Consider the following 21,266-nt stretch of genomic DNA (forward strand, 5'->3'; position numbering starts at 1 on the left):
CATCGGACAAATGCGCGATGATCCGCTCATCAGCTTGCCGGCAGTTCCCGCACGCTGATCATCCCGGCCAAGCCGGAAATGCGTGGAGGCCCTGCCTCAGTTACACCACGCTATGGGGCACGATCGGGACGATGTCCATCTTCACCCTGAAATGGCGCAAGATTAGGAACGTTAAGACCAGGAACCCAATGCGGGTCCTTGTCGTGGCCATTCAAAAAAAACTAAAATGGCAAGATGAATACAGAAGCTACGGTGGACAATGGAAGCGGATCCGTTTGTCCACCATAGTGCCCAACATGGGCAGTCCAGTGCAGTTGCCCCCCAATGGACCCGGCAACAGGTGTCACCAAAACTTCACGTATCTTCACAGCATTTGGGGAAACTCATCCCCGACACTCCACTGCTCGTTCAGCCAGACTACTGCCAACAGTGTTCCATCTGACTATCCAACTCGATGAGCAGACCTCAGTCATCGTCAACACCAAACTGACGTTCGACGGTTGGCGTTCGGTCTTGGCGACACCAAACCCAGAAATTGCCATCGAGCGAGCGGCAGCGCTGGTGCGCTGCCGCTCGCTTAGCCTTACGCCCAGATCGCGCAGCTAATGCCCTGTCCAGTCCACCGCTATGGAGGTTGCGGCTGAGAGGGGCGCCATCGACGGTGTATCGCCGATACGCATGACGCTCGGCAAACCAGGATCGAACGGCGTCCACTCTGGCAAAGAGGGGATGCCGGTTTTCGCAAACGCGGCCCAAGCGGCGCTGGTAGATGTGGCGAGCGATTGCATGGGCTTGGTCGGGAGGCCGCTTAGGGCTTTGGTCATCGCGAGATTGTCCAGCACGTAGCCCAGTTCAAGCGTGTGCGGGGTCATCAGGTTTCGCACGGTGGTCCGGCCTGCGAACTGATAGACGTAGACCGGGGCCTTATTGAGCGCGGCCTTGGCCTTGGCAGTGTCGAGCACTGATTTGCCGAAATCGAGATCGGCCGAGATGCGGAAATAGAGCTCGTTTTCGGTGATGGCTGGAAACGCGCGATGATAGGCATCAATGAGGGTTTGCAGGCGTGCGGCGCCTGAGCCCAGCTTTTTGGTAAGGGCCGCGTCCATAGTCTGGCCGTCGGCGATCACCTCCGGGCCTTCAAAGAAGGTATTCTCCGTGGCGTTCCACCCGATCAGCAGTGTCACGTCAGGGGACATCGCGGCAGCGTCTGCAAGGGTCAAACCAGTTGGCATAAACGTGCCGTCAACCACGGGACCGTTGCCGGTGAAAGCGCCGATAACTTTGTCCCATGGCAGGTCGCCGAGTTTGCTCAAGTCCGCACTCACCCCCAATTGCTCAAGTGCGCCATGAGCTTGGCCGGTCGCCTGCTCCGCCGATGCAGGCAGGTCCGATGATGGAGAATCTGCGATGACACGGCTGAACAATCCCTTGGCGGCCGGTATGCCCATCAGGGTGACCGCGGCCTGTGCTCCGGCGGATTGGCCCATCACCGTCACATTGGCAGGATCGCCGCCGAACTGAGCGATATTGTCGTGTACCCAACCTAATGCGGCAACAATATCCTGCAGGCCCGCATTTCCGTCTTGGGCATAGGTGGGGTCAATTCCTCCAAGGTAGAGGAACCCAAAGATGTTGAGCCGGTAATTGATGCTGACAAACACCACGTCCTGGTTTTTTGCCAGGTTGGATCCGTCGTACCAGGAGATATTGCCAGACCCGGTGACGAAGCCGCCACCGTGAAGATAGACGATGACCGCTCGCTTGCCGGCATCTGCAGCAGGTGTCCAGACGTTGAGGCGGAGGCAATCCTCGGACGGCGCCGTCAGATTGGGATCATTGCCTTCCGGGGCCTCAATGGCGCCGGGCGGAGGCAGACCTCCAAAACCAGGACATATCGGGCCATAGGCCGAGGCGTCGAGTACGCCGGTCCAGGCAACCGCCGGTTGCGGCGCGCGGAATCGGTTGCTGCCGCTGGTGTCGGCGGCGTAGGGAATGCCACGATAGGACAAGACGCCCTCATCTGTGCCGATGCCCTGAACCTTTCCGCCGGTGACCGACACGATAGGAGCGCTTGGCGCGGCAAAGGTTGTGCCAATCGGCATGATCAACAACGTCATCGCGACGGCTCCCAAGCGCACTAAACGAGCTACTGTAAACAAGGACATCGGCACCTCCATCCAATATTGTGCGGTCACAGCATTGGCACAACCTGGCTGTGCAGCTGTCATTCAGGTGGTGGACATGGTGAGAAGATGAGCTCCAACGACGACGAAGCCGAGGCCCGCTCGACCTTAGGCAAGGCCTGGTGGATGGCAATGAGCGGCATGTTCGCCGATTGGCGCGCCATCGAGGCGCAGCTGATCAGCGATGGTTTTCCGGACGTTCCGCAGACGCTGACCGACCCTGCAATTAGAGCGCAGGTGGACAAAGTCTGCGATGCGGCGAGCCGCGGCCCACACCATCCGCGCGATGATGGTGAACCGAGCGATGAAGCCACCATTTGGCGCGTCATTGATGATGAGCACGCCGCCTTTTGGAACCGTGACTTCCCCGCTTACTCACAAGCTCATTCAGCCAGCCCCTTTGAGCAATGGCTGGCCTGGATCCGCGTTGGCGGGACCGTCATGCACGAAGGCTGGGATCAGATCGGCACGCGGATGCAACTCGATATGCGCCAGGACCCTGACAAGAACCCCTACTTTGCCTTCCAGTTCAAACGCCAACGTTCGACCTTGCGGGTCGCCAGCACGATGGCGTGGGCAACCTACGACATCATCTACCCGACTTCGAACCTGATCGGCTTTCACGGCCCCTCCACGACGCATGAAGTGCGGATACTCGAGAAACTGAACGGTCAGTGGAAGATCGTTCTCGTGTCCATCATGGATGAGCAGCAGGGCCAGACCGATGTTCCCACATGGCAGGTCGATGGAACAGGTCGGGTGGTAGAGCAAAACTACGCGGCCAAACTGCATCTGGAGGGCGAAACTGAACTTGTGGTCCGCGGAGGACGCCTGCAGATGCAGCAGGTCGCCACGGATGTTCGGCTTCATCAACTCATCAAATGGTGTGCATCAAGGCGGGGCGGCATTATGTCGGCCTACGAATGCAGGCCGCTCATTTACGACCCAGGCAATGACATGCCGGCACGGGTATGGTGGATCAAGGCCGATTGCGGTAAGGTCTTTGTATCGTTTAACGACCCACAACTGGCCGAGCAGCGTCTGATGACCGCTGCCACTACTTTTGGCCTGTCGCCTTCTCAGCAGCGCTTGGTCGTTTCCATTGTCGAAGGTCTTGCCCTGACCGATGCAGCACGTCGAGCGGGAGTTCAGATCAGCACCGCCCGCACGCAGCTGCAACGCATCTTCGACAAGGTCGGCGTCCGAACGCAACCGGCGCTCGTGCGGGTCTTGCTCACCAGCGGTGAGCCGGGCTAACGCCTTACGAGTTGTGCTGCATGTAATTGCCCACAACCTCGTGCCATATTTCTATCGCTAAATGAGGGGAGCGACAAAGTGCCGGAAGTTATCATTTACGCCTTAGAGGGCCGCACGCCAGAAACTAAGTTGGCTTTGGCCAAAGACATTACCGAGGCGGTGACAAAACACCTCGGCGTCCCCGCTGAGAATGTCATGGTGCAGATTGTGGAATCCTCGCGCGACAGCAAGTTCCGTGGGGGCGCGCCTTTTTCGCAAAAGTAGCCCATCAGTGCTGGGTGTTGGGAGTACCCGTTGGCGGGGAGTATGTCCTTGCTGCGTGCCTACCTTACATGCTTATGCGCTTCGTCTGTTAGAGCCGCTATCAGAGCTTTTCCGTCCCTGACGCAATTAGGTTTCTGCGCACCATGGCGGCGGTGTCCATTGTCGGCACCGAAGTCGGCAGGCAGTTGTTTGCTTTGGTTCCTCATCCTGGTCACGGCGCTCGCCCTGTCAGTGAAGCTACGCATGCTGATAGTCAGCTCTTGTGCATAACAACATGCAGTGCTAAACGAATGGCAAGAAGCGCAAGTCATTGATTTTGCTGGGATGAATATGCAGACTTCTCCCACAAGGGGAGAAGGGAGCGCAGAAGGATTACATCACCTTCGTCACTTCCAGCATCCCCGGCCGCTCCACATTGGCCGCCGCAATAGCCGCCTCGCCGCCCAGCACCACCACATGCCCATTGGCGGCCACGGCATCCAGCGCATCGGCAAACAGCAAAAAGTCCGCGCGGCTGGCGTTGAGCACTTCGTCGCGCCGCTGCTGGCGCAACGCATCGGTCGTCCCGGTCAATTGCCGCCACATCGAGGAATAGCCCTTGGCGTCGGGAAACTCGTAGCCGTCCATGTCACCAATCACGCCAATGATCGAGCGCGTCAGGTCGCCCTCGCCAATTGGGGCCCGCAATGCACCGGACGAGCCATCATAGGCCGCCAGGGTCTTGAGCAGGTTTGGATCGCGATAGCTCAAAAACGAGAAATTGCCCGAGGTCAGGTCAAACCGCGCCGAGCCGCCATAGGCGCCGCCCTGCACGCGCACCTTGTCCCACAGCCAGGTAGTGTTGAGGAATTTCAGCACCACGCTCGATGCAGCGGTCAGGCTGAACCCGAGGGCCTTGAGGTTAGCGCCCTTGCCGACATAGTTCACCTGCGCCGGAATGATCAGCCCTTCGGACTTTTTCAGCAGCGCATTGCCCCATACCCGCTTGGTCGCCGGCGTATTGGGCAGGCGTTCCAGAAACGCCCCCACCTCGCCCTGCGCCTGCGCCCAAATCCCCGCATCAGCGGTCACATTGACCACCATCTGCGCCCGCTTGAACAGCACGGTGCGGATGCGCTCCAGCGCCGCCTGCACCGAGGCCCAGTCACTATCGACCCGCCTCACCAGATCGCGCACGAAATTGAGGTAGCTGATGCCACCCATCTGTTCGCCGATATAGCTGGCTTCGCCCAGCGACGAGCGCAGCCGCGTATCGACGATGGAATTGCCGCCCGGCACCAGCCGCGCCTCAAAGCCGGCCTTTTCCTCCAGCGCCATCTGCTTGAACCGCTCGCGGTTATCGAACCGCGCGGTCAGGATCACATCATGCAGGATATCGAGCAGTTCCGGCACCTTGTCCGGCACTGCCTTGCCCGACAGGAAGAACCACGCGGCGCTCGCTGGCCCATCCTGCCGCGCCGAAATGCTGCGATGCTGCGCCACGCCGCCGGTTGAACGGCCAATGCGCTGGGTCAGCGACACAAAATCTTCCTTGGCCGTGCCGGTCTGCAACAGGGAGCGACCAAACAGCGGCAGATAGGGCAGCAGGTCCTGATCCAGCGCATGCAGGTCGAACCCCAAATCGAGGTACAAGATCCCCAGCGTCGGCAGGTCGTGATAAAACAGCGTCGTCTCGGCCAGCGTGCTGATCTCGATCGGTACGGTGCGCACCTCGCGCGTCAGGTCGCCCAAACCCAGCGTCGGGATCTTGGCCAAAAGCGCCGGATCATCCGCCTCGTTCTGCAAGGCCTTGAGCTTTTCGGTGACCTCGATCACCCCTTCGATATCGGCTGCGCCCATGGTGTCGCGCACTGCCTTGAGCCGCGCCACTTCTTCTTCTGCTTCGCGCGCACCCTGCTTGTCATCGGCCGACAGCGTCACCGTGGTGCGATGCGGATTGTCGAGGAACAGCGTGCGGATCAGCGCTTCGAAATAGCCGTCTCTGGCCTTTTCCTTGATCGTCTTCAAAGCATCTTCGAAGGCCAGCGGCGCCAGCGGATCGCCATCATGCAGCCAGGTGCTCAGCGCCGAGAACATCATCGAAATGCCGCGCGGGAACGAGCCGGTATTGTTTTCGCGCAGCGAGAATTCAAACGTATTGAGCGCTGCCTCGATGGTCTGCTGGTCGATGCCTTTTTCGCTGAGATCGGCCAGCGTCGACAGGATCAGCGATTCAACCTTGGGCGCATCGGCAGGGTCGATCCCCTTCATCCCGAATGTCGCCATCGGCTGGCGCAAGCCGGCGCCGATGCCCCCGCCGATCAGCCCTTCGCCAAGTCCGGAATCGGTCAGCGCCTTGCGGAATGGCGCTGCCGGATTGCCGGCCAGAATGTAGGACAGCAAGCCGTTCGATAGCGCCGCGACACGATCTTCGCTCGGCTCGATCATCCAGTTGACCGTAACCATGCCGTCGCGGGCTTTGCCCTCCTCCTTGGAGCCAGCATAGGTCGCCACGATCTGCCGCGGCGCGTTGAACCGGGGCTGCAACTGCACTTCGGCATCCACCGGCGCGCGCTCGAATTCGGAGAAATAGGCATCCAGAATCGCCAGCCGCTCATCGGCATTGTCATCGCCCGAAAAGAACGCCCGCGCATTGGACGGGTGATAGAACTTTTCGTGGAAGCGCTTGAACTGCTGGTAGGTCAGCTCCGGAATGGCCTTCGGGTCACCCCCCGAGGACTTTCCATAGGTAACATCGGGATACAGCGAATGCTGCGCATAGTCGCGCATCACCGCGTCGGGCGAGGAATAAACGCCCTTCATCTCGTTGAACACCACACCCTTGTAGATCAGCGGCGCATTGGCTTCATCGAGCTCATAATGCCAGCCTTCCTGCCGGAACGTATCCTCGGTGATCAGCGGAAAAAACACCGCATCCAGATACACATCCACCAGATTATAAAAATCCTGCAGGTTCTGGCTTGCCACCGGATAGGCGGTCTTGTCCGGAAAGGTCATGGCGTTGAGGAAGGTGTTGAGCGATCCCTTGATCAGCTCCACGAATGGCTTCTTGACCGGATACTTGCGGCTGCCGCACAGCACCGAATGCTCAAGGATATGGGCGATGCCGGTCGAATCTTCCGGCGGCGTCTTGAAGGTGATGCCGAACACCTTGTTCTCGTCGTCATTGACCAGACTAAGCACTTCGGCCCCGGTCTTTTTGTGCCGGTACAGCAGCGCCCGCGAATTGACTTCAGCAATATGTTCGTCGCGCAGCAGCTCGAAGGCTTCGTGATAAGACATCAAAGGCTCACTTGATTTCGGTATTGGCACTCAACGTAGGGAGTGCCAGATGGATGCGCTAGGGGGCACACTACCCTTCCCTCTCCCCTTGAGGGAGAGGGACAGATTTTCTGCGTTCAGCAGAAAATCAGGGTGAGGGGTTGTTTCCGCATCAACTGGATGAAGAAAGAAACCCCTCATCCGCCCTTCGGGCACCTTCTCCCTCAAGGTGAGAAGGAGAAGCAGATCAACTCAAATCCCGCCCCGCACAAACGGCCGCACGTCCTTGCCATACCAATCACCCAACTGCGCCATCAGCGCCGGCGACAGGCTGGGCAATCCCGCCGCCGCCACATTGCTTGCCAACTGCTCGGGCTTGCTCACCCCGGCAATGATCGAGCTGACCGCCGGATGATCCAGAATCCAGCGCAGGGCCGTCTGCGCCAGTGGCACGCCACCCGGCACCATGCCTTTAAGCGCATCGGCCAGCTCGACGCCCTTTTCATAGGGCAGGCCGGAGAACGTTTCCCCGACATTGAAGAACTTGCCGTCGCGATTGTAATTGCGATGGTCCTGCTCGGCAAAAGCCGGGGTCTTGCCGAACTTGCCGCTCAATAGCCCGCTGGCCAGCGGCAACCGCACGATGATGCCGACATCCTTGGCCTGCGCCTGCGGCAGCAGCTCCGCCGCCGCATCCTGTCGGAACAGGTTGAAAATGATCTGCAGCGTCGCCACGCCCTCATGCTTCAGGCACAGCAGCCCTTCCGCCACGGTCTCGACGCTGGCGCCATAATGGCGGATCAGGCCTTCGGCCTTCAGATCATCCATCCAGCCAAAGATCGCGCCATCTTCCAACACTGCGGTCGGCACGCAATGCAGCTGCGCCAGCTCGATCGCCTCGACCTTGAGCCGTTTCGCCGAAGCCTCGAGGCTGGCCCGCAGCCCGGCCTTGGAAAACTTGTCGGGGAACAGCGACCCATCGCGCCCCACCTTGGTCACCACATGTACGCCATTGCCCTTGGCATGCTCGCCGATCCGGCTCTCGCTCAACCCGCCGCCATAGACGTCCGCCGTGTCCCAGAAGGTCACGCCCAGCCTGTTGGCTTCATCTAGGATAGCCGAGGCCGTATCGGCGCCGACCGGGCCGAAATCTCCGCCCAATTGCCAGCAGCCCAGCCCGATTTCGGAAACCTGATAGCCGGTTTTGCCCAAGCGACGTTGTTTCATCTGCACTCTCTTGATCTGGAAATGGCCATCAGGCCGAAGGTTCGTCCGGGCCGGCAATCGCGCTGCCGGCATTGGGCTCGAAGAAATTTGGAAAATCCGAAATGGTCTGGGTCAGCAAGGCCTCGGCCCGCCCCAGATGGCTGCGGATATGCTGTTCGGCCCGCACCACGTCGCCGGCGACGACGGCTGCCGCAATCAGCTTGTGCTCGCCGATGGCCCGCTCCGACGAGGTCCGCCCCAGCGTCAGAAACCGCACCCGATCAAGCTGGATCTTGTGATCAGCGACCAGTTGCCAGGCATATTCAACGCCCGCCAGCCGCGCCATCTGCCGATGCATTTCCTCGTCCAGCAGGTGAAAGCCCCTGCTGTCGCCGGCATCCGAGGATGCCTGCTGCCGGGCAATCACCTCGTCCAGCACCGCGGCGGTGTCTTCATGCGGATTGCCCGCCAGCCGGCGCACGATTTCAACCTCGATTGATTCGCGGATAAACCGCGACTGTCGCACCCCGTCGGCCGAAATCTTCTTGATCACCGTGGCTCGCTTGGGCCGGATCAGCAGCAGCCCCTGCTGCGCCAGCCGGATAAACGCCTCGCGCACCGGTTGGCGCGAAACCCCGTGCCGCGCCGCAATATCGCTTTCCGAAATCACGTCGCCGGGCCGCAGCACCATGGTGACAATCTCGTCGCGCAGCGCGGTCACGACCCGCAGGGCCATGGTATCGGGAGTCAGATCCAGCACGCTCGGCGCAACCTTCCATTCAAGGCAATTGCCCATGGTTAGCGCAGAAACCCGCCAAGGTCGATGCGACTGTTGCCGGGCCGCTTTACGCGCCAGTTGTGGGTTTTGCCGATTGCCGGTCCCATAAGGCCACGGGGGATGCTAGAAAGGCCCGACCTCAGCCGTGCATTGAGTCTCCCAGCGAGACCTGCCTGGAGACCGCATGAAAGTTGGCATAGACATGGGCGCGACCACTGGCGCTGCGCCCGCCATGCTCGATCTCGAAGAATTGCTGGCCACGCGCCTGCTGGTGCAGGGCAATTCCGGCTCCGGCAAATCCCACCTGCTGCGCCGCCTGCTCGAACAGAGCGCACCTTGGGTACAGCAGGTGATCATCGATCCAGAAGGCGATTTCGTCACCATGGGCGACCGCTTCGGCCATGTCGTGGTCGATGCCGTGCGCACCGAAGCCGAACTCACCCGCATCGCCGGCCGTATCCGCCAGCATCGCGTCTCGGTCGTGCTCAACCTTGAAGGCCTGGACGTCGAGCAGCAGATGCGCGCCGCTGCCGCCTTCCTTGGTGGCCTGTTCGATGCCGATCGCGATTTCTGGTATCCGGTGCTGGTCGTTGTCGATGAAGCCCAGATGTTCGCCCCCGCGGTCGCCGGCGAAGTCAGCGACGAAGCCCGCAAACTCTCGCTCGGCGCCATGACCAATCTGATGTGCCGTGGCCGCAAGCGTGGCCTGGCCGGCGTCATTGCCACGCAGCGCCTCGCCAAACTCGCCAAGAACGTCGCCGCCGAAGCCTCGAATTTTTTGATGGGCCGCACCTTTCTCGATATCGACATGGCCCGCGCCGCCGACCTGCTCGGCATGGAGCGCCGCCAGGCCGAACAGTTCCGCGATCTGGCCCGCGGTCACTTCATCGCGCTCGGGCCGGCTTTGTCGCGCCGCCCGCTGCCGGTGACCATCGGCGATGTGGAAACCTCGGCCCGCTCCACCAGCCCCAAGCTGACTCCATTGCCCGATGCGCCCATGGATGCGCAGGACCTGATCTTTACCCCCGGCCCCGACGAAGCCCGCGCCGTGGTACGCCGCCCACCGCCGCCCACGCCGATCCCAACGGCCGATCTGCTCACCCAGCTCAGCCGTCCCCGCATCGAGATCGAAGCCCCACCGCAAAGCCTGTTCCCCGAAATCGACCAGGCCGAACGCGACGCCATGATCGACCTGATCATGGCCGATCTGTTGGGCGATCCGGACGCCAGCTTCCGCTCGGTCGCCGTGCTCTATCAGGATTTTCTGGTGCGCTGCCGCATTCGCCGCGTGCCCGGCGAAGCGCTGGCTCTGCCCGCATTCAAGCGCCGCCTCGCCGTCGCCCGTGTCGGGCTTGACCGACAAACCGCGCAAAGCGATGTCTGGCAACAGGCGCTGGCTTTATCGGAAAGCCTCACCGACGATATTCAGGGCGTGTTTCTGGTGCTGGCCCAGGCAGCGGTGACCAATGCGCCCTGCCCGTCTGACATCACATTGGCGCGGCTCTATGGCAGCCATTCGGCCAGCCGCGCCCGACGTTTGCTGACCTGGTTCGAAGAACGCGGGCTATTGGTCGTGCGGCTCGATTTCCGCAACAACCGCGTCGTGGCCATTCCCGAACTGGGTGTCGAGACCGCCCCCGGCGATCCCAACGGGCCGGACGACCTGGCCGAAGCCAGACCGGCGGCCGAGTAGCCTCAATCAGGGCGCAGCAAGCGTGAACGGCACCGAGATTTCTGCAGTCTCGGCCGAAGACAGGTCGTGGCCGGTATATTCGAGCACATAGTCACCGGCTGGAGCCCCCTTCAGGTTCAGCGTCAGCATGACGTAAAATTCGTGGTTCTCCGAATGGCTCTTCATTTCGGTCTTCAGAAAATCGGGCTTTTCGCTCAGCACGTCGCCCGCCGGGTTCTTCAGCTTAAAATCGAAATTGAAGCCAAAGCTGTTCTGGTCGTCATCGGTCTTGGCGAACTTGAAGCCCAGCGGTTCAGCATACAGCGTTACCGGCTCGCCATCCTTGAAAATCGCGTCGGCTTTTTCCGTGTAAACGCCGAACCCGGTTGCCTCGGTGACGAAGCGCACATTGGTAAAACTCAGCGGCAATTGGTTCCAGCTCTCGTCCAGCGCCGCCTTGGCGGTGTCGTAGTCTTCGACCGTCTGGGCGTAAGCAGGCATGGCAACGGCAGCAGCAAGCACAATAGTCAGGACGCTCAGGGCAGTGCGCATTAAATTCTCCAGCGGTGAATATAACGGTTATGCCACGCTGCAAAAACCACGCAAGGTGAGCTTCACCGGCTGGTTACTTAACGCCTTCTGCCCCCCTACCCCTTGAGGGGAGGGGTCGGGGGTGCGGATTCCTGTCTTAAGCCCGTCTAGCGTTTGAACACCGCAGTATAGGAAAATGCCTTGGAGGCGCCGGGCTTTAGCGCCATCACATAGGGCCGCTGGGCAATGTCATCGCTGCCCCCCTCCCTGGCCGCAGTGCCGTGCCACGGCTCGATGCAGATGAACGGCGCGCCGGGCTTGGTCCACAGTGCCAGATTGGGCAGGCCGCTCCACGAAAACTCGATCCGCGAACCGCCCTCGACGCCATAGACCAGACGTTCGCCACAGCCTTCGGGAAAGATCATCGCGTCCTCTTCGAACTGGGCATGATCGAGCCGCAACCGCCCCTGCTTGAACGGCGATGGCTGCCGCTGCGCCGCCAGCAGGCCACCATGCAGCCGCTGCAGCGCCGGCGCCGCATCACCCGACAATCGGATTTCATGCACCGCACCTTCGGCGCCCGGCAACGGCCAGGCAAACGCTGGATGATAGCCAAGCTGGAATGGCATCGGCACGGCGCCGGTATTGGACACCGTGCTGGTTACCATCACCCCGGCGCCCACCAGCCGATACTCCAGCGACAGCCGGAATTCGAACGGATAGACCGCCCGCGTCGTGTCATCAGCTTCGAGCACGAACTGGCACGAATCGGTCCCCGCGGTTTCCAGCGCAAACACGCTGCGCCGGGCAAAGCCGTGCTGCCCCATGCCATATTGCTGGCCATCGATACCCAGCTGATCATTAGGCGCCTTGCCGACAATCGGAAACAGCACCGGCGCCCGTCCGCCCCAGAACGCCGCATCGCCATGCCACAGCCACGACGCGCCATCGGCGGTCATGATCGACTGCATCTCGGCGCCCAGCGCCGCAATCTCGACTGCGACCTGGCCATTATCGATCCGGATCGGGCTTTGCATCTGTATCGGCTCACTTTTCTGGATCGGGGTCCCATACCTACGCCGGGCTCAGCCCTTGCCGCAACATGGATCATCAGCCATGACAGAACCATGTCCGCCACCAACCAGTCCCTCCCCATCGATGACGCCCTGCCCGCTTTGCTGGCAGCGCTGGCCACTGGCCCCTACGCCGTGCTGGTCGCCCCGCCCGGCGCCGGCAAGACCACGCGCGTCCCTCTGGCTTTGCTCGATGCGCCATGGCGCGCAGATGGCAAAGTCATCATGCTCGAACCGCGCCGCCTTGCCGCCCGTGCTGCCGCGCGGCGCATGGCGCAGACGCTGGGCGAGGAGGTCGGCCAGACCGTCGGCTATCGCGTCCGGCTCGATGTGAAGGTCAGCAAGACCACGCGCATCGAAGTGGTCACCGAAGGCGTCTTCACCCGCTTGCTGCTCGACGATCCCGAACTCACCGGCATCGCCGCCGTGCTGTTTGACGAATTTCACGAACGCAGCCTCGATGCCGATCTGGGCCTGGCGCTGGCGCTCGATGCCACTGCGCTGCGTCCCGATCTGCGCCTGCTGGTGATGTCGGCCACCATCGATGGCGCCCGCATCGCCACTCTGCTCAACCATGCGCCGGTGATCGAAAGCCTTGGCCGCGCCTTCCCGGTCGAAACCATCCACGTCGACCGCGACCCGCTCGGCAAGCTGGAGGATCAGGTCGCGTCCGTCACCCTGGAAGCCATGCGAACCCATACCGGCTCCGCACTGGTCTTCCTCCCGGGCCAGGCCGAAATCGCCCGCACCGCCGAACGCCTCGCCGGCCGCGTCGCCGCCAATGTCGATATCGCCCCGCTCTACGGCCAACTCACGCCCGCCGAACAGGACCGCGCCGTGCAGCCCGCCCCGGAAGGCCGCCGCAAGATCGTGCTGGCCACATCAATTGCCGAAACCTCGCTGACCATCGAAGGCGTCTCGATTGTCATCGACAGCGGCTTCCGCCGCATGCCTGCCTATGAGCCATCGACCGGCCTCACCACCCTCGAAACCCGCCGCGTCTCCCGCGCCGGGGCCGACCAGCGCCGTGGCCGCGCCGGTCGCACCGCCCCGGGCACCTGCTATCGCCTGTGGTCGCAAGGCCAGACCGCTGCGCTCGACCCCTACGATACGCCCGAAATCCTCGGTGCCGATCTGTCCGGCCTGGTGCTCGATCTGGCGGGCTGGGGCATAACCGATCCGGCAACGCTGGCCTTCCTCGATCCGCCCCCCAAGCCCGCCTGGACCGAAGCCGTCGCCCTGCTCCAGAGCCTTGAAGCGCTCGACGCCGCCGGCCGCATCACCGCCGAGGGCAAGGCCCTCGCCCGCCTGCCATTGCATCCGCGTCTCGCCCACATGATCCATCGCGCCGCCGAAGAGGGCAACGCCCTGCTGGCAGCCGAACTCGCGGCCTTGATCACCGAGCGCGGCCTCGGTGGCGACGGCACCGACCTTGCCCATCGCTACGACCTCTTCCGCTCCGAACGCGGCAAGCGTGCCGACGAAGCCCGCCAACTGGCGCGGCGCTGGGCCACCATGGCCGGCGGCAAATCCACCGCCAGCGACCACGACATCGGCCGCCACCTCGCCCGCGCCTATCCCGATCGCGTCGCCCGGCAATCCGGCGCCCCCGGCCGTTTCCGCCTTGCCAATGGCCGCGCCGCCAGCCTTGACCTCGCCGACACCCTGGCCAAGGCGCCCTATCTGGTGGTCACCGACATCACCGGCACCGCCGCTGCGGGCCGCATCCGCGCCGCCGCCGCCATCGACCGCGCCACCATCGACGATCTGTTCGCCGCCGCCATCACCAGCACCACCGAACTCAATTTCGACGCCACTGCCAAAGCCGTCCGCGCCCGGCGGGTCAAGCGCCTCGGCGCGCTGTTGCTGGCCGATGAACCCGTCGCCGCCGATGATCCGCAACAGGCCACCAACCTGCTTTCCGCCAATGCCAATATCGCCAACCTGCCCTGGAGCAAGGACCAGAAGGCCCTGCGCGGCCGCGCCACCTATCTCAACCGCATGCTCGGTGCGGAATGGCCGGACCTCTCCGACGAAGCGCTCGCCACCAACCGCGACTGGCTGACGCCCCACATCACCGGCCTGACCCAGATCGCCCAGATCAGTGCCGCCGAACTCGGCAACGCGCTCGATGCCCTGCTGCCATGGAGCCAGCGCGCCGCAATCGACACGCTGCTGCCCAGCCATTTCGCTGCCCCCTCCGGCTCGCACGCTCCCATCGATTACGACGCCGAAAACGGCCCGGCGCTGGAAATTCGCGTGCAGGAACTGTTCGGCCTCGACCGTCACCCCAGCGTCGCCAATGGCAAGGTGCCGCTGCTAGTGGTGCTGCTGTCCCCGGCCCATCGCCCCATCCAGACCACCCGCGATCTGCCCGGCTTCTGGCGTGGCTCCTGGAAAGACGTCGCCAAGGACCTCAAAGGCCGCTATCCGCGCCACCTGTGGCCCGACGATCCGCTGGCCGCTCAGGCCACCAGCCGCGCCAAACCGCGTGGCACCTAGAGATCGCGCATCCAGCCCAGCCCGTCGCTGGTCCCGGCAGCGGGTCGATACTCCGCCCCGACCCAGCCGTCATAATCCAGCCGCTCCAACATCGAAAACACCGCCGGATAATCCACCGTGCCGGTCCCCGGCTCCCGCCGCCCCGGCACATCCGCCACCTGCACATGCGCCACGCGCTCCTGCAGGCGGGCAAAACTGTCGATCAGTTCGCCGCCCTGCATGGCGCGATGATAAAAATCGAACTGCAAGAACAGGTTATCCGAGCCAACCGCATGCAGGATGCGCTCTCCCTGCTCGATACCCGTCAGCACATAACCCGGCATATCCACCGGGTTGATCGGCTCGACCAGCAGTCTGACGCCCTGTTCGGCAAACAGCGGCGCCGCATAGGCCAGATTGCGCACCAACACCGCTTCGCACTGCGCCAGATCTGCCCCGACCGGCATGATCCCGGCCATGCAATGCACCTGTGGACATTCCAGCGCCACCGCATATTCGATCGCCAGGTCGACGCTACCGCGAAACTCATGCTCGCGTCCCGGTACGGCAGCCAGTCCCCGCTCGCCCGCTGCCCAGTCCCCAGCCGGCATGTTGAATAACACCTGCCGCAAAGAAAAATCGCGCAGAAGCTGCGCGATTTGGTGTTTGGGATAATCATAGGGGCCGACATATTCGACCCCGGTAAAGCCATCCTTGGCGGCCGCGGCAAACCGGTCGAGAAACGCATGCTCGGGATAGAGCATGGACAGGTTTGCCGAGAACCGCAGGCTCATGCGTTTGGCGTGAAATTCAGCGCCACGCCATTGATGCAATAGCGCAGACCGGTTGGCGGCGGACCGTCCGGGAACACATGGCCCAGATGGCTGCCACAGGTGGCGCAATGCGTTTCCGTACGCACCATGCCGTGGCTCCGGTCGACCGTATCTTCAACCGAACCGGGGACCGGATCGTTAAAGCTCGGCCAGCCGGTGCCGCTTTCAAATTTCAGCTTGGATTCAAACAGCGGGCTGTCGCACCCGGCGCAGGAGAATGTGCCCGCGCGCTTTTCATACAGCAGCGCACAACTGCCCGGCCGCTCGGTGCCATGGCCGCGCATCACGGCATATTGCTCGGGCGACAACAGCTTGCGCCATTCCGCATCGGTACGGGTCACGGGGAAAGCATGAGCGTCCATTGACGTCTCCCTCTTTTTCCAGAATGTCATCATGAGATTGATATAGTACCGGCGTATTCGCACCAACACCCCATGACGTTACATCTCAGAGCCTGATTGGAAACTCGCTCTGGGGTGTCGGCTGGCGTGGTTTTCGAGAAGTGATGAGCTTTTTGAAAAAGGTCCGGTGGACCTTTTTAGCGAAGAACGCCCGTAGAGCTACGCTCGAAGGGCTATGGCGCAGCGTACACTTGGTACGTGAGCACCGGAAGCGCAGAAAATCGCGTCAGACGGCCGCCAGAGTAGAGTTTTCAAACGGGCTCTCAAGCCGTTGTGACCATCGCGAAAGCTGACCATGTCCATCATCACCTCGGTCGAGGAACTCGAAGCCCTGTACACCCCCGCCCCGGTCGCCGCCTCGACGGTCAAGGTGGCCCAGCGGATGACCCCGCATTATCGGCGCCTGATCGAGGCTTCCCCGTTCGCGGCCCTCGCCACCATCGGCCCTGAGGGCATCGATTGTTCACCCCGCGGCGACCAGCCCGGCTTCGTGCGTGTCCATGACGATACCACGCTGATGATGCCGGACCGGCGCGGCAACAACCGCATCGATTCGCTGCGCAACATCGTGCGCGATCCGCGCGTCGCCTTCCTGTTCCTGTTGCCCGGTTCCGGCACCACCTTCCGCGCCAATGGCCGGGCCCATCTCGCTACCGATCCGGAGCTGCTGGCCAGCTTTGCCGTCGAGGACAAAGCCCCGCGCTGCGTCATCGTCATGCAGATCGACGAGCTGTATTTCCAGTGCGCCCGCGCCATCGTGCGCTCCGAGCTGTGGAACCCCGAACGCCATATCGATCCCAGATCGCTGCCGACGCCGGGCCAGATCCTGGCGGCAATGACCGAAAATCAGGTCGGCGGCGACAGCTATGACCAGGCCTGGCCCGAGCGCGCCAGACAGACCATGTGGTGAGGCGCCACCGGCGATATCCACAATCGGTCCGATAGCCTCTTGACCCCTGTCGGGGTTTTATGGTCTACCCGCGCCACTGGAACGACCACGGTCTTCCAGCCCGGAGAGATGGGCGTATAGCTCAGCGGGAGAGCACCTCGTTGACATCGAGGGGGTCACAAGTTCGATCCTTGTTACGCCCACCATCTCTCTAAGTCGCGGCCGCAAGGCGCGATGGGAGTATAGCTCAGCGGGAGAGCATTCGCTTCACACGCGAAGGGTCACAAGTTCAATCCTTGTTACTCCCACCATTCTTCCCAATTTTTGAATTGCGTTGCACAGACCTTACAGTCGTCCACCCTCGCCCCTTGCGGGACTTGGCGGTGATGGTGCAGCCACAAACCGCTCCAGCGGAGCGGTTTGAACCGAACAAGGACAGAAATTCTGCGCTCAGCAGAATTTCAGGGTGAGGGGTTGCTGCCGCATGCTCCATATCAGCAAGAAACCCCTCATCCGCCCTTCGGGCACCTTCTCCCTCAAGGGGAGAAGGGAATACGGTGGGTGCAACAGCTCACCTAAAACAAAAACCCCCGCGTCGCCGCGAGGGGTTGGAATTCTATCATTAAGGTGTAGCGAACATTCGCTGCGGTGAGTCAGCTGGCGTGGCCGGCGAGAAGTGATGAGCTTTTTGAAAAAGGTCCGGTGGACCTTTTTAGCGAAGAACGCCCGTAGAGCTACGCTCGAAGGGCTATGGCGGAGCGTACGTTGGTACGTGACCACCAGAAGCACAGCCGGTCGCGTCAGATGGCCGCCGCAGTAGAATGAGCGCTGCGCCTTAAGCGGCCAGCAGGCGCTCGACCTCGTTGACCAGATCCTTGAGGTGGAACGGCTTGCTCAGCACCGACGCGTCCTTGGGCGCGTCGCTATCGGGGTTCAGCGCCACGGCGGCAAAACCGGTGATGAACATCACCTTCAAATCCGGATCGAGCTCAGTCGCCCGGCGCGCCAGTTCGATCCCGTCCATTTCCGGCATCACGATATCGCTGAGCAGCAGCGAGAACGGCTCCTCGCGCAGGCGCTCATAGGCCGACAATCCGTTGTCGAAGGAAACGACTTCATAGCCGGCATTCTTGAGGGCGCGCGTCAGGAACTGGCGCATGTCGTTGTCGTCTTCGGCGAGCAGAATGCGTTTCATCAATTCTCTCCGGCAAGGCGGTGCTTGAGTCGGGTGTGTCAGCGATGTTTAGTCCAACTGTGTTAATGCACAACTACGCGGTGGATCGCCGCCACGCATTTTCGCGAGATTGTGGACATCGTGAACGATCAGGGGCAAAGTCAGGCCAACAAAATGGCAAATCGCTTCGAGCGATGATGCTATAAACAGGGCGGAGCAAGCGTGCGGTCCGACTATTGGGATAGACCCGCCTTCGAAACGGTTCGGCCGCGCCGGCTGGTTGCTCCCGTCGTGTTCAATTCCGCCCATTCCGGCCGCGTCTATCCCGAACGCTTCCTGGCCATGACCCGGCTCGATCACCTGTCAATCCGCCAGTCCGAAGATGCCTGGGTCGACGAACTGTTCGGTCGCGCGCCCCACCTGGGTGCGCCACTGCTGCGGGCGCATTTTCCCCGCGCCTATCTCGACGTCAATCGCGAACCGTGGGAACTCGATCCCACCATGTTCGTCGAGCCGCTGTCGGATCGGTTCAACACCACCTCGCCGCGCGTTGCCGCCGGCCTGGGGACGCTAGCCCGCGTGGTGGCTGAAAACAAGCCGATCTATCGCGAACGCCTGAGCTTTGAGGATGCGCGCATGCGCATCGAGGGCATTTACCACCCCTATCACGCAGCGCTGCAGGGCCTGCTCAGCGAGGCCATTGCCAGCTTCGGCATGGCCGTGCTGATCGATTGCCATTCGATGCCGCGCCTGACGCGCACTGGCGATCGCCCCGCGCCCGATATCGTCTTGGGTGACCGCTATGGCACCACCTGTGCGCCGGGCCTGGTCGATATGGTCGAAACTATCTTCTCGGGTGCCGGCCTCAAGGTGGCGCGCAATCGGCCCTACGCCGGCGGCTTTGCCACCCGCTCCTATGGTCGCCCGCAGCATGGCGTGCATGCCCTGCAGATCGAAGTCAGCCGCCACCTCTATATGAACGAGGCGACACTGACCAAGACCGACAATTTCGAGCCGATGCGGCTGCTGATCGAACGGCTGATCTTTGCGCTGATCGGGCTGGATCTGGCAGCGCTCTGCTCCACCGGCACCCCGCAAAAGGCCGCAGCTGAATAATCCCGCGGCCCGGCGCTATCCCATTGTCGCACCGCCGGTGTAACGTGCGGCGACATTGATAACCTGTGATCCCGCCATGACCGAATCCCGCCTTGCCGGCCTCGACGCCAGCCTTGTCCGCCAGACCCTGCTCGATGCCGCCGCCATGGCCGCCCAACAGACCATGCCGCGCTTTCGCACCGCGCTCAGCGTCGACAACAAGCTCGATGCCGGCTTCGATCCGGTCACCGAAGCCGACCGGCAGGCCGAAGTGGTGATCCGCGAACTGATCGCCAGCCGCTTTCCCGATCACGGCATTATCGGGGAAGAATGGGACGCCAAGGCCACCACCGGCCGGTTCCAGTGGATTGTCGATCCGATCGATGGCACCCGCGCCTTCATCACCGGCGTCCCGGTCTGGGGCACGCTGATCGGCCTGATGGTCGATGGCCGGGCGGTCGCGGGCCTGATGGCGCAGCCGTTCACCGGGGAAACCTACCTGGCCCTGCCCGGCGACGGGCAATATCACCACGCTGGGAAATCCATCCCGCTCAAAACCTCAAGCGTCACTGACCTCGCCCGTGCCAAGCTCACCGCCACCTCCCCCGACATCTTCACCGGCAGCGGCACCATGCCCCAATGGCAGGCGATCACCAGTAAGGTGCTCACCACCCGCTATGGCCTCGATTGCTACGGCTACGCCCTCCTCGCCGCCGGCCACATCGACCTGGTCGTCGAAGCCGCCCTCAAGGACGTCGACATCTGCCCGCTGATCCCCCTGATCGAAACCGCTGGCGGCGTCGTCACCACCTGGGATGGCGGCGATGCCGAACAGGGCGGCAACTGCGTTGCAGCGGCAACGCCGGAACTGCACGCCGCAGCGCTGAAGGTGCTGAACGCGGGCTGAGAAGAAACCTCCTCTCTTCCCTCCCCGCAAGGGGGAGGGTGAACCCGGCGGGTTGGTCAAATTCTGCAAAACACTCGATGTCACCCTCCCCCTTGCGGGGAGGGAAGAGAGGAGGTGATTTCCGCACTCAGCCGTTCAAGGCGACTGCTCGGTAATAAACGCGTCAAACGCCGCAAACACCTGCCCGCGGATAAAGTCGTTCTCCACGAACATCTCGTGCCGCGCCCCCGCGATCACCGCATGCCGCCCGGTGCGCATCCGCAACCCCAACTGCTCGATCGCCGAAGTCGACACCACCTGATCCCGCGCCGCCGCCAGCATCAAAACCGGCGTGCGGATCCGCCCCGGAAAGCTGTCCTGTCCTGCCTCGGCCATCGCCGCCATCGCCGCAGCCGACCAGCGAATGGTTGGCGCCGCGATCCCCAGCGATGGATCGGCGCGCAGGATATCCACCGAGCGCATATAGCGCAGCAGGTCCGAGGTCAGCGGATTGTTGGGAAAGGTCGCCTCCGACGCTGGCTTGTCGGCCTTGCGGCCGACCGGCATATGCCCCAGCCCGAAAAAGCTCAGTGTCTCGCAGACCCTGGCCATGCCACCCATGCTCAGCGGCTGCCCGTCCAGCGCCACCATCGGCGCCGAGACCAGGATGCGATCAAACATCAACCGGTCATGGATGCCGGCAAACAGCGACACCAGCCCGCCCATCGAATGGCCCACCAGATAAAATGGTGGCGGGCAATCGGGCAGCAGGATTTCGCCGTGAAAGCTCTTCAGATCGCACCAGTAGTCCTCAAACTTGTCGACATAGCCCAGCGTTCGGTTACCGATCAGCCGATCTGACCCGCCCTGCCCGCGCCAGTCAAACGTCGCCACCGAAAATCCACGCGAGCGGAAATCCTGCACCGTCTCGAAATACTTTTCGATGAACTCGGTCCGCCCCTGCACCAGGCATACCGTACCCCGATGCGCCCCCGAACTCTTGGGCCACAGCGCATAGCGCAGCCGCACCTTGTCACTGGTCAGGAAATATCCGGCGCGCACCCCCTCGGGGATCGGATTGGACGGAATATTGACCAGCGATGGTCCATTAGGATCGATGAAAATGGTCATACAGATTTCCAGGCGAGCGTTGGCATGGGTCGTGTCCCGGGACGTGGTGTAGCTGAGTAGCGCGGTAGTCATCGGCGCTTTCCGGTAGGGTCTGGTTGCTTACACCAACCCTTTACCTGAAGGACCACCGATGACCGACGCGATGATGAAC

General features: G+C 62.3%; 17 protein-coding genes and 2 tRNA genes. 9 read left to right on the forward strand and 10 right to left on the reverse strand.

The window, feature by feature from the left end:
- Positions 1-602: 602 nt before the first annotated feature.
- A complete protein-coding gene (locus ABIT12_RS13500) occupies positions 603-2,117 on the reverse strand; it encodes a carboxylesterase family protein (protein WP_348042398.1) in 1,515 nt (504 codons plus the stop codon).
- Between the two features lie 135 nt (positions 2,118-2,252).
- Between ABIT12_RS13500 and ABIT12_RS13505 the strand changes: the two genes are divergently transcribed.
- Positions 2,253-3,440, forward strand: coding sequence for a hypothetical protein (locus tag ABIT12_RS13505; protein WP_348042399.1), 1,188 nt, complete (start codon positions 2,253-2,255; stop codon positions 3,438-3,440).
- Positions 3,441-3,518: 78 nt separating this feature from the next.
- Positions 3,519-3,704 carry a tautomerase family protein gene (locus ABIT12_RS13510; protein ID WP_348042400.1) on the forward strand — a complete coding sequence of 62 codons (186 nt, stop codon included), beginning with the start codon at positions 3,519-3,521 and terminating at the stop codon, positions 3,702-3,704.
- 372 nt (positions 3,705-4,076) lie between these two features.
- Here ABIT12_RS13510 and ABIT12_RS13515 read toward each other — a convergent pair whose 3' ends face one another.
- From ABIT12_RS13515 to ABIT12_RS13525, 3 genes are all read right to left on the reverse strand, one after another.
- Entirely contained in the window at positions 4,077-6,986 is a 2,910-nt protein-coding gene (locus tag ABIT12_RS13515; protein WP_348042401.1) for an insulinase family protein, read from the reverse strand.
- A gap of 231 nt (positions 6,987-7,217) precedes the next feature.
- Complete coding sequence (locus tag ABIT12_RS13520; RefSeq protein WP_348042402.1) at positions 7,218-8,192, reverse strand: aldo/keto reductase; 975 nt, start codon at positions 8,190-8,192, stop codon at positions 7,218-7,220.
- A gap of 28 nt (positions 8,193-8,220) precedes the next feature.
- Positions 8,221-8,931 (reverse strand): GntR family transcriptional regulator, encoded by a 711-nt coding sequence (locus ABIT12_RS13525; RefSeq protein WP_348042403.1) that lies wholly within the window; start codon positions 8,929-8,931, stop codon positions 8,221-8,223.
- A gap of 202 nt (positions 8,932-9,133) precedes the next feature.
- On the opposite strand from ABIT12_RS13525, the gene ABIT12_RS13530 reads away from it, so the two are divergent.
- Entirely contained in the window at positions 9,134-10,642 is a 1,509-nt protein-coding gene (locus ABIT12_RS13530) for an ATP-binding protein (RefSeq protein ID WP_348042404.1), read from the forward strand.
- 6 nt (positions 10,643-10,648) lie between these two features.
- Here ABIT12_RS13530 and ABIT12_RS13535 read toward each other — a convergent pair whose 3' ends face one another.
- Together ABIT12_RS13535 and ABIT12_RS13540 are read right to left on the reverse strand one after the other, a co-directional pair.
- The gene (locus ABIT12_RS13535; RefSeq protein WP_348042405.1) at positions 10,649-11,173 is read right to left on the reverse strand and encodes a hypothetical protein; all 525 of its coding nucleotides are present in this window, start codon (positions 11,171-11,173) and stop codon (positions 10,649-10,651) included.
- A gap of 146 nt (positions 11,174-11,319) precedes the next feature.
- Positions 11,320-12,189 (reverse strand): aldose 1-epimerase family protein, encoded by an 870-nt coding sequence (locus ABIT12_RS13540; protein ID WP_348042406.1) that lies wholly within the window; start codon positions 12,187-12,189, stop codon positions 11,320-11,322.
- Positions 12,190-12,279: 90 nt separating this feature from the next.
- Between ABIT12_RS13540 and hrpB the strand changes: the two genes are divergently transcribed.
- Positions 12,280-14,727, forward strand: a complete 2,448-nt coding sequence (hrpB, locus tag ABIT12_RS13545; protein WP_348042407.1) for an ATP-dependent helicase HrpB — start codon at positions 12,280-12,282, stop codon at positions 14,725-14,727.
- Here hrpB and otnI read toward each other — a convergent pair.
- Together otnI and msrB are read right to left on the reverse strand one after the other, a co-directional pair.
- Positions 14,724-15,500, reverse strand: coding sequence for a 2-oxo-tetronate isomerase (otnI, locus tag ABIT12_RS13550; protein ID WP_348042408.1), 777 nt, complete (start codon positions 15,498-15,500; stop codon positions 14,724-14,726). The genes hrpB and otnI overlap by 4 nt on opposite strands.
- Positions 15,497-15,901, reverse strand: a complete 405-nt coding sequence (gene msrB / locus ABIT12_RS13555; RefSeq protein ID WP_348042409.1) for a peptide-methionine (R)-S-oxide reductase MsrB — start codon at positions 15,899-15,901, stop codon at positions 15,497-15,499. The genes otnI and msrB overlap by 4 nt, the downstream gene beginning before the upstream one ends.
- A gap of 334 nt (positions 15,902-16,235) precedes the next feature.
- Here msrB and ABIT12_RS13560 point away from each other — a divergent pair, with 334 nt between their 5' ends.
- From ABIT12_RS13560 to ABIT12_RS13570, 3 genes are all read left to right on the forward strand, one after another.
- Positions 16,236-16,850 (forward strand): pyridoxamine 5'-phosphate oxidase family protein, encoded by a 615-nt coding sequence (locus tag ABIT12_RS13560; RefSeq protein WP_348042410.1) that lies wholly within the window; start codon positions 16,236-16,238, stop codon positions 16,848-16,850.
- Between the two features lie 110 nt (positions 16,851-16,960).
- Positions 16,961-17,035, forward strand: a tRNA-Val gene (locus ABIT12_RS13565).
- A 30-nt stretch (positions 17,036-17,065) separates the two neighbouring features.
- Positions 17,066-17,140, forward strand: a tRNA-Val gene (locus ABIT12_RS13570).
- Positions 17,141-17,664: 524 nt separating this feature from the next.
- Here the strand turns inward: ABIT12_RS13570 and cpdR are convergent.
- Complete coding sequence (gene cpdR / locus ABIT12_RS13575) at positions 17,665-18,024, reverse strand: cell cycle two-component system response regulator CpdR (RefSeq protein ID WP_046105558.1); 360 nt, start codon at positions 18,022-18,024, stop codon at positions 17,665-17,667.
- Between the two features lie 201 nt (positions 18,025-18,225).
- Here cpdR and ABIT12_RS13580 point away from each other — a divergent pair, with 201 nt between their 5' ends.
- A complete protein-coding gene (locus ABIT12_RS13580; RefSeq protein ID WP_348042411.1) occupies positions 18,226-19,119 on the forward strand; it encodes an N-formylglutamate amidohydrolase in 894 nt (297 codons plus the stop codon).
- 76 nt (positions 19,120-19,195) lie between these two features.
- The gene (gene hisN / locus ABIT12_RS13585) at positions 19,196-20,005 is read left to right on the forward strand and encodes a histidinol-phosphatase (RefSeq protein WP_348042412.1); all 810 of its coding nucleotides are present in this window, start codon (positions 19,196-19,198) and stop codon (positions 20,003-20,005) included.
- A 135-nt stretch (positions 20,006-20,140) separates the two neighbouring features.
- Here the strand turns inward: hisN and ABIT12_RS13590 are convergent, their stop codons facing one another.
- The gene (locus tag ABIT12_RS13590) at positions 20,141-21,187 is read right to left on the reverse strand and encodes an alpha/beta hydrolase (RefSeq protein ID WP_348042413.1); all 1,047 of its coding nucleotides are present in this window, start codon (positions 21,185-21,187) and stop codon (positions 20,141-20,143) included.
- Positions 21,188-21,266 lie beyond the last annotated feature (79 nt).

This window comes from Devosia sp. (assembly GCF_039927955.1).
Classification (GTDB): domain Bacteria; phylum Pseudomonadota; class Alphaproteobacteria; order Rhizobiales; family Devosiaceae; genus Devosia.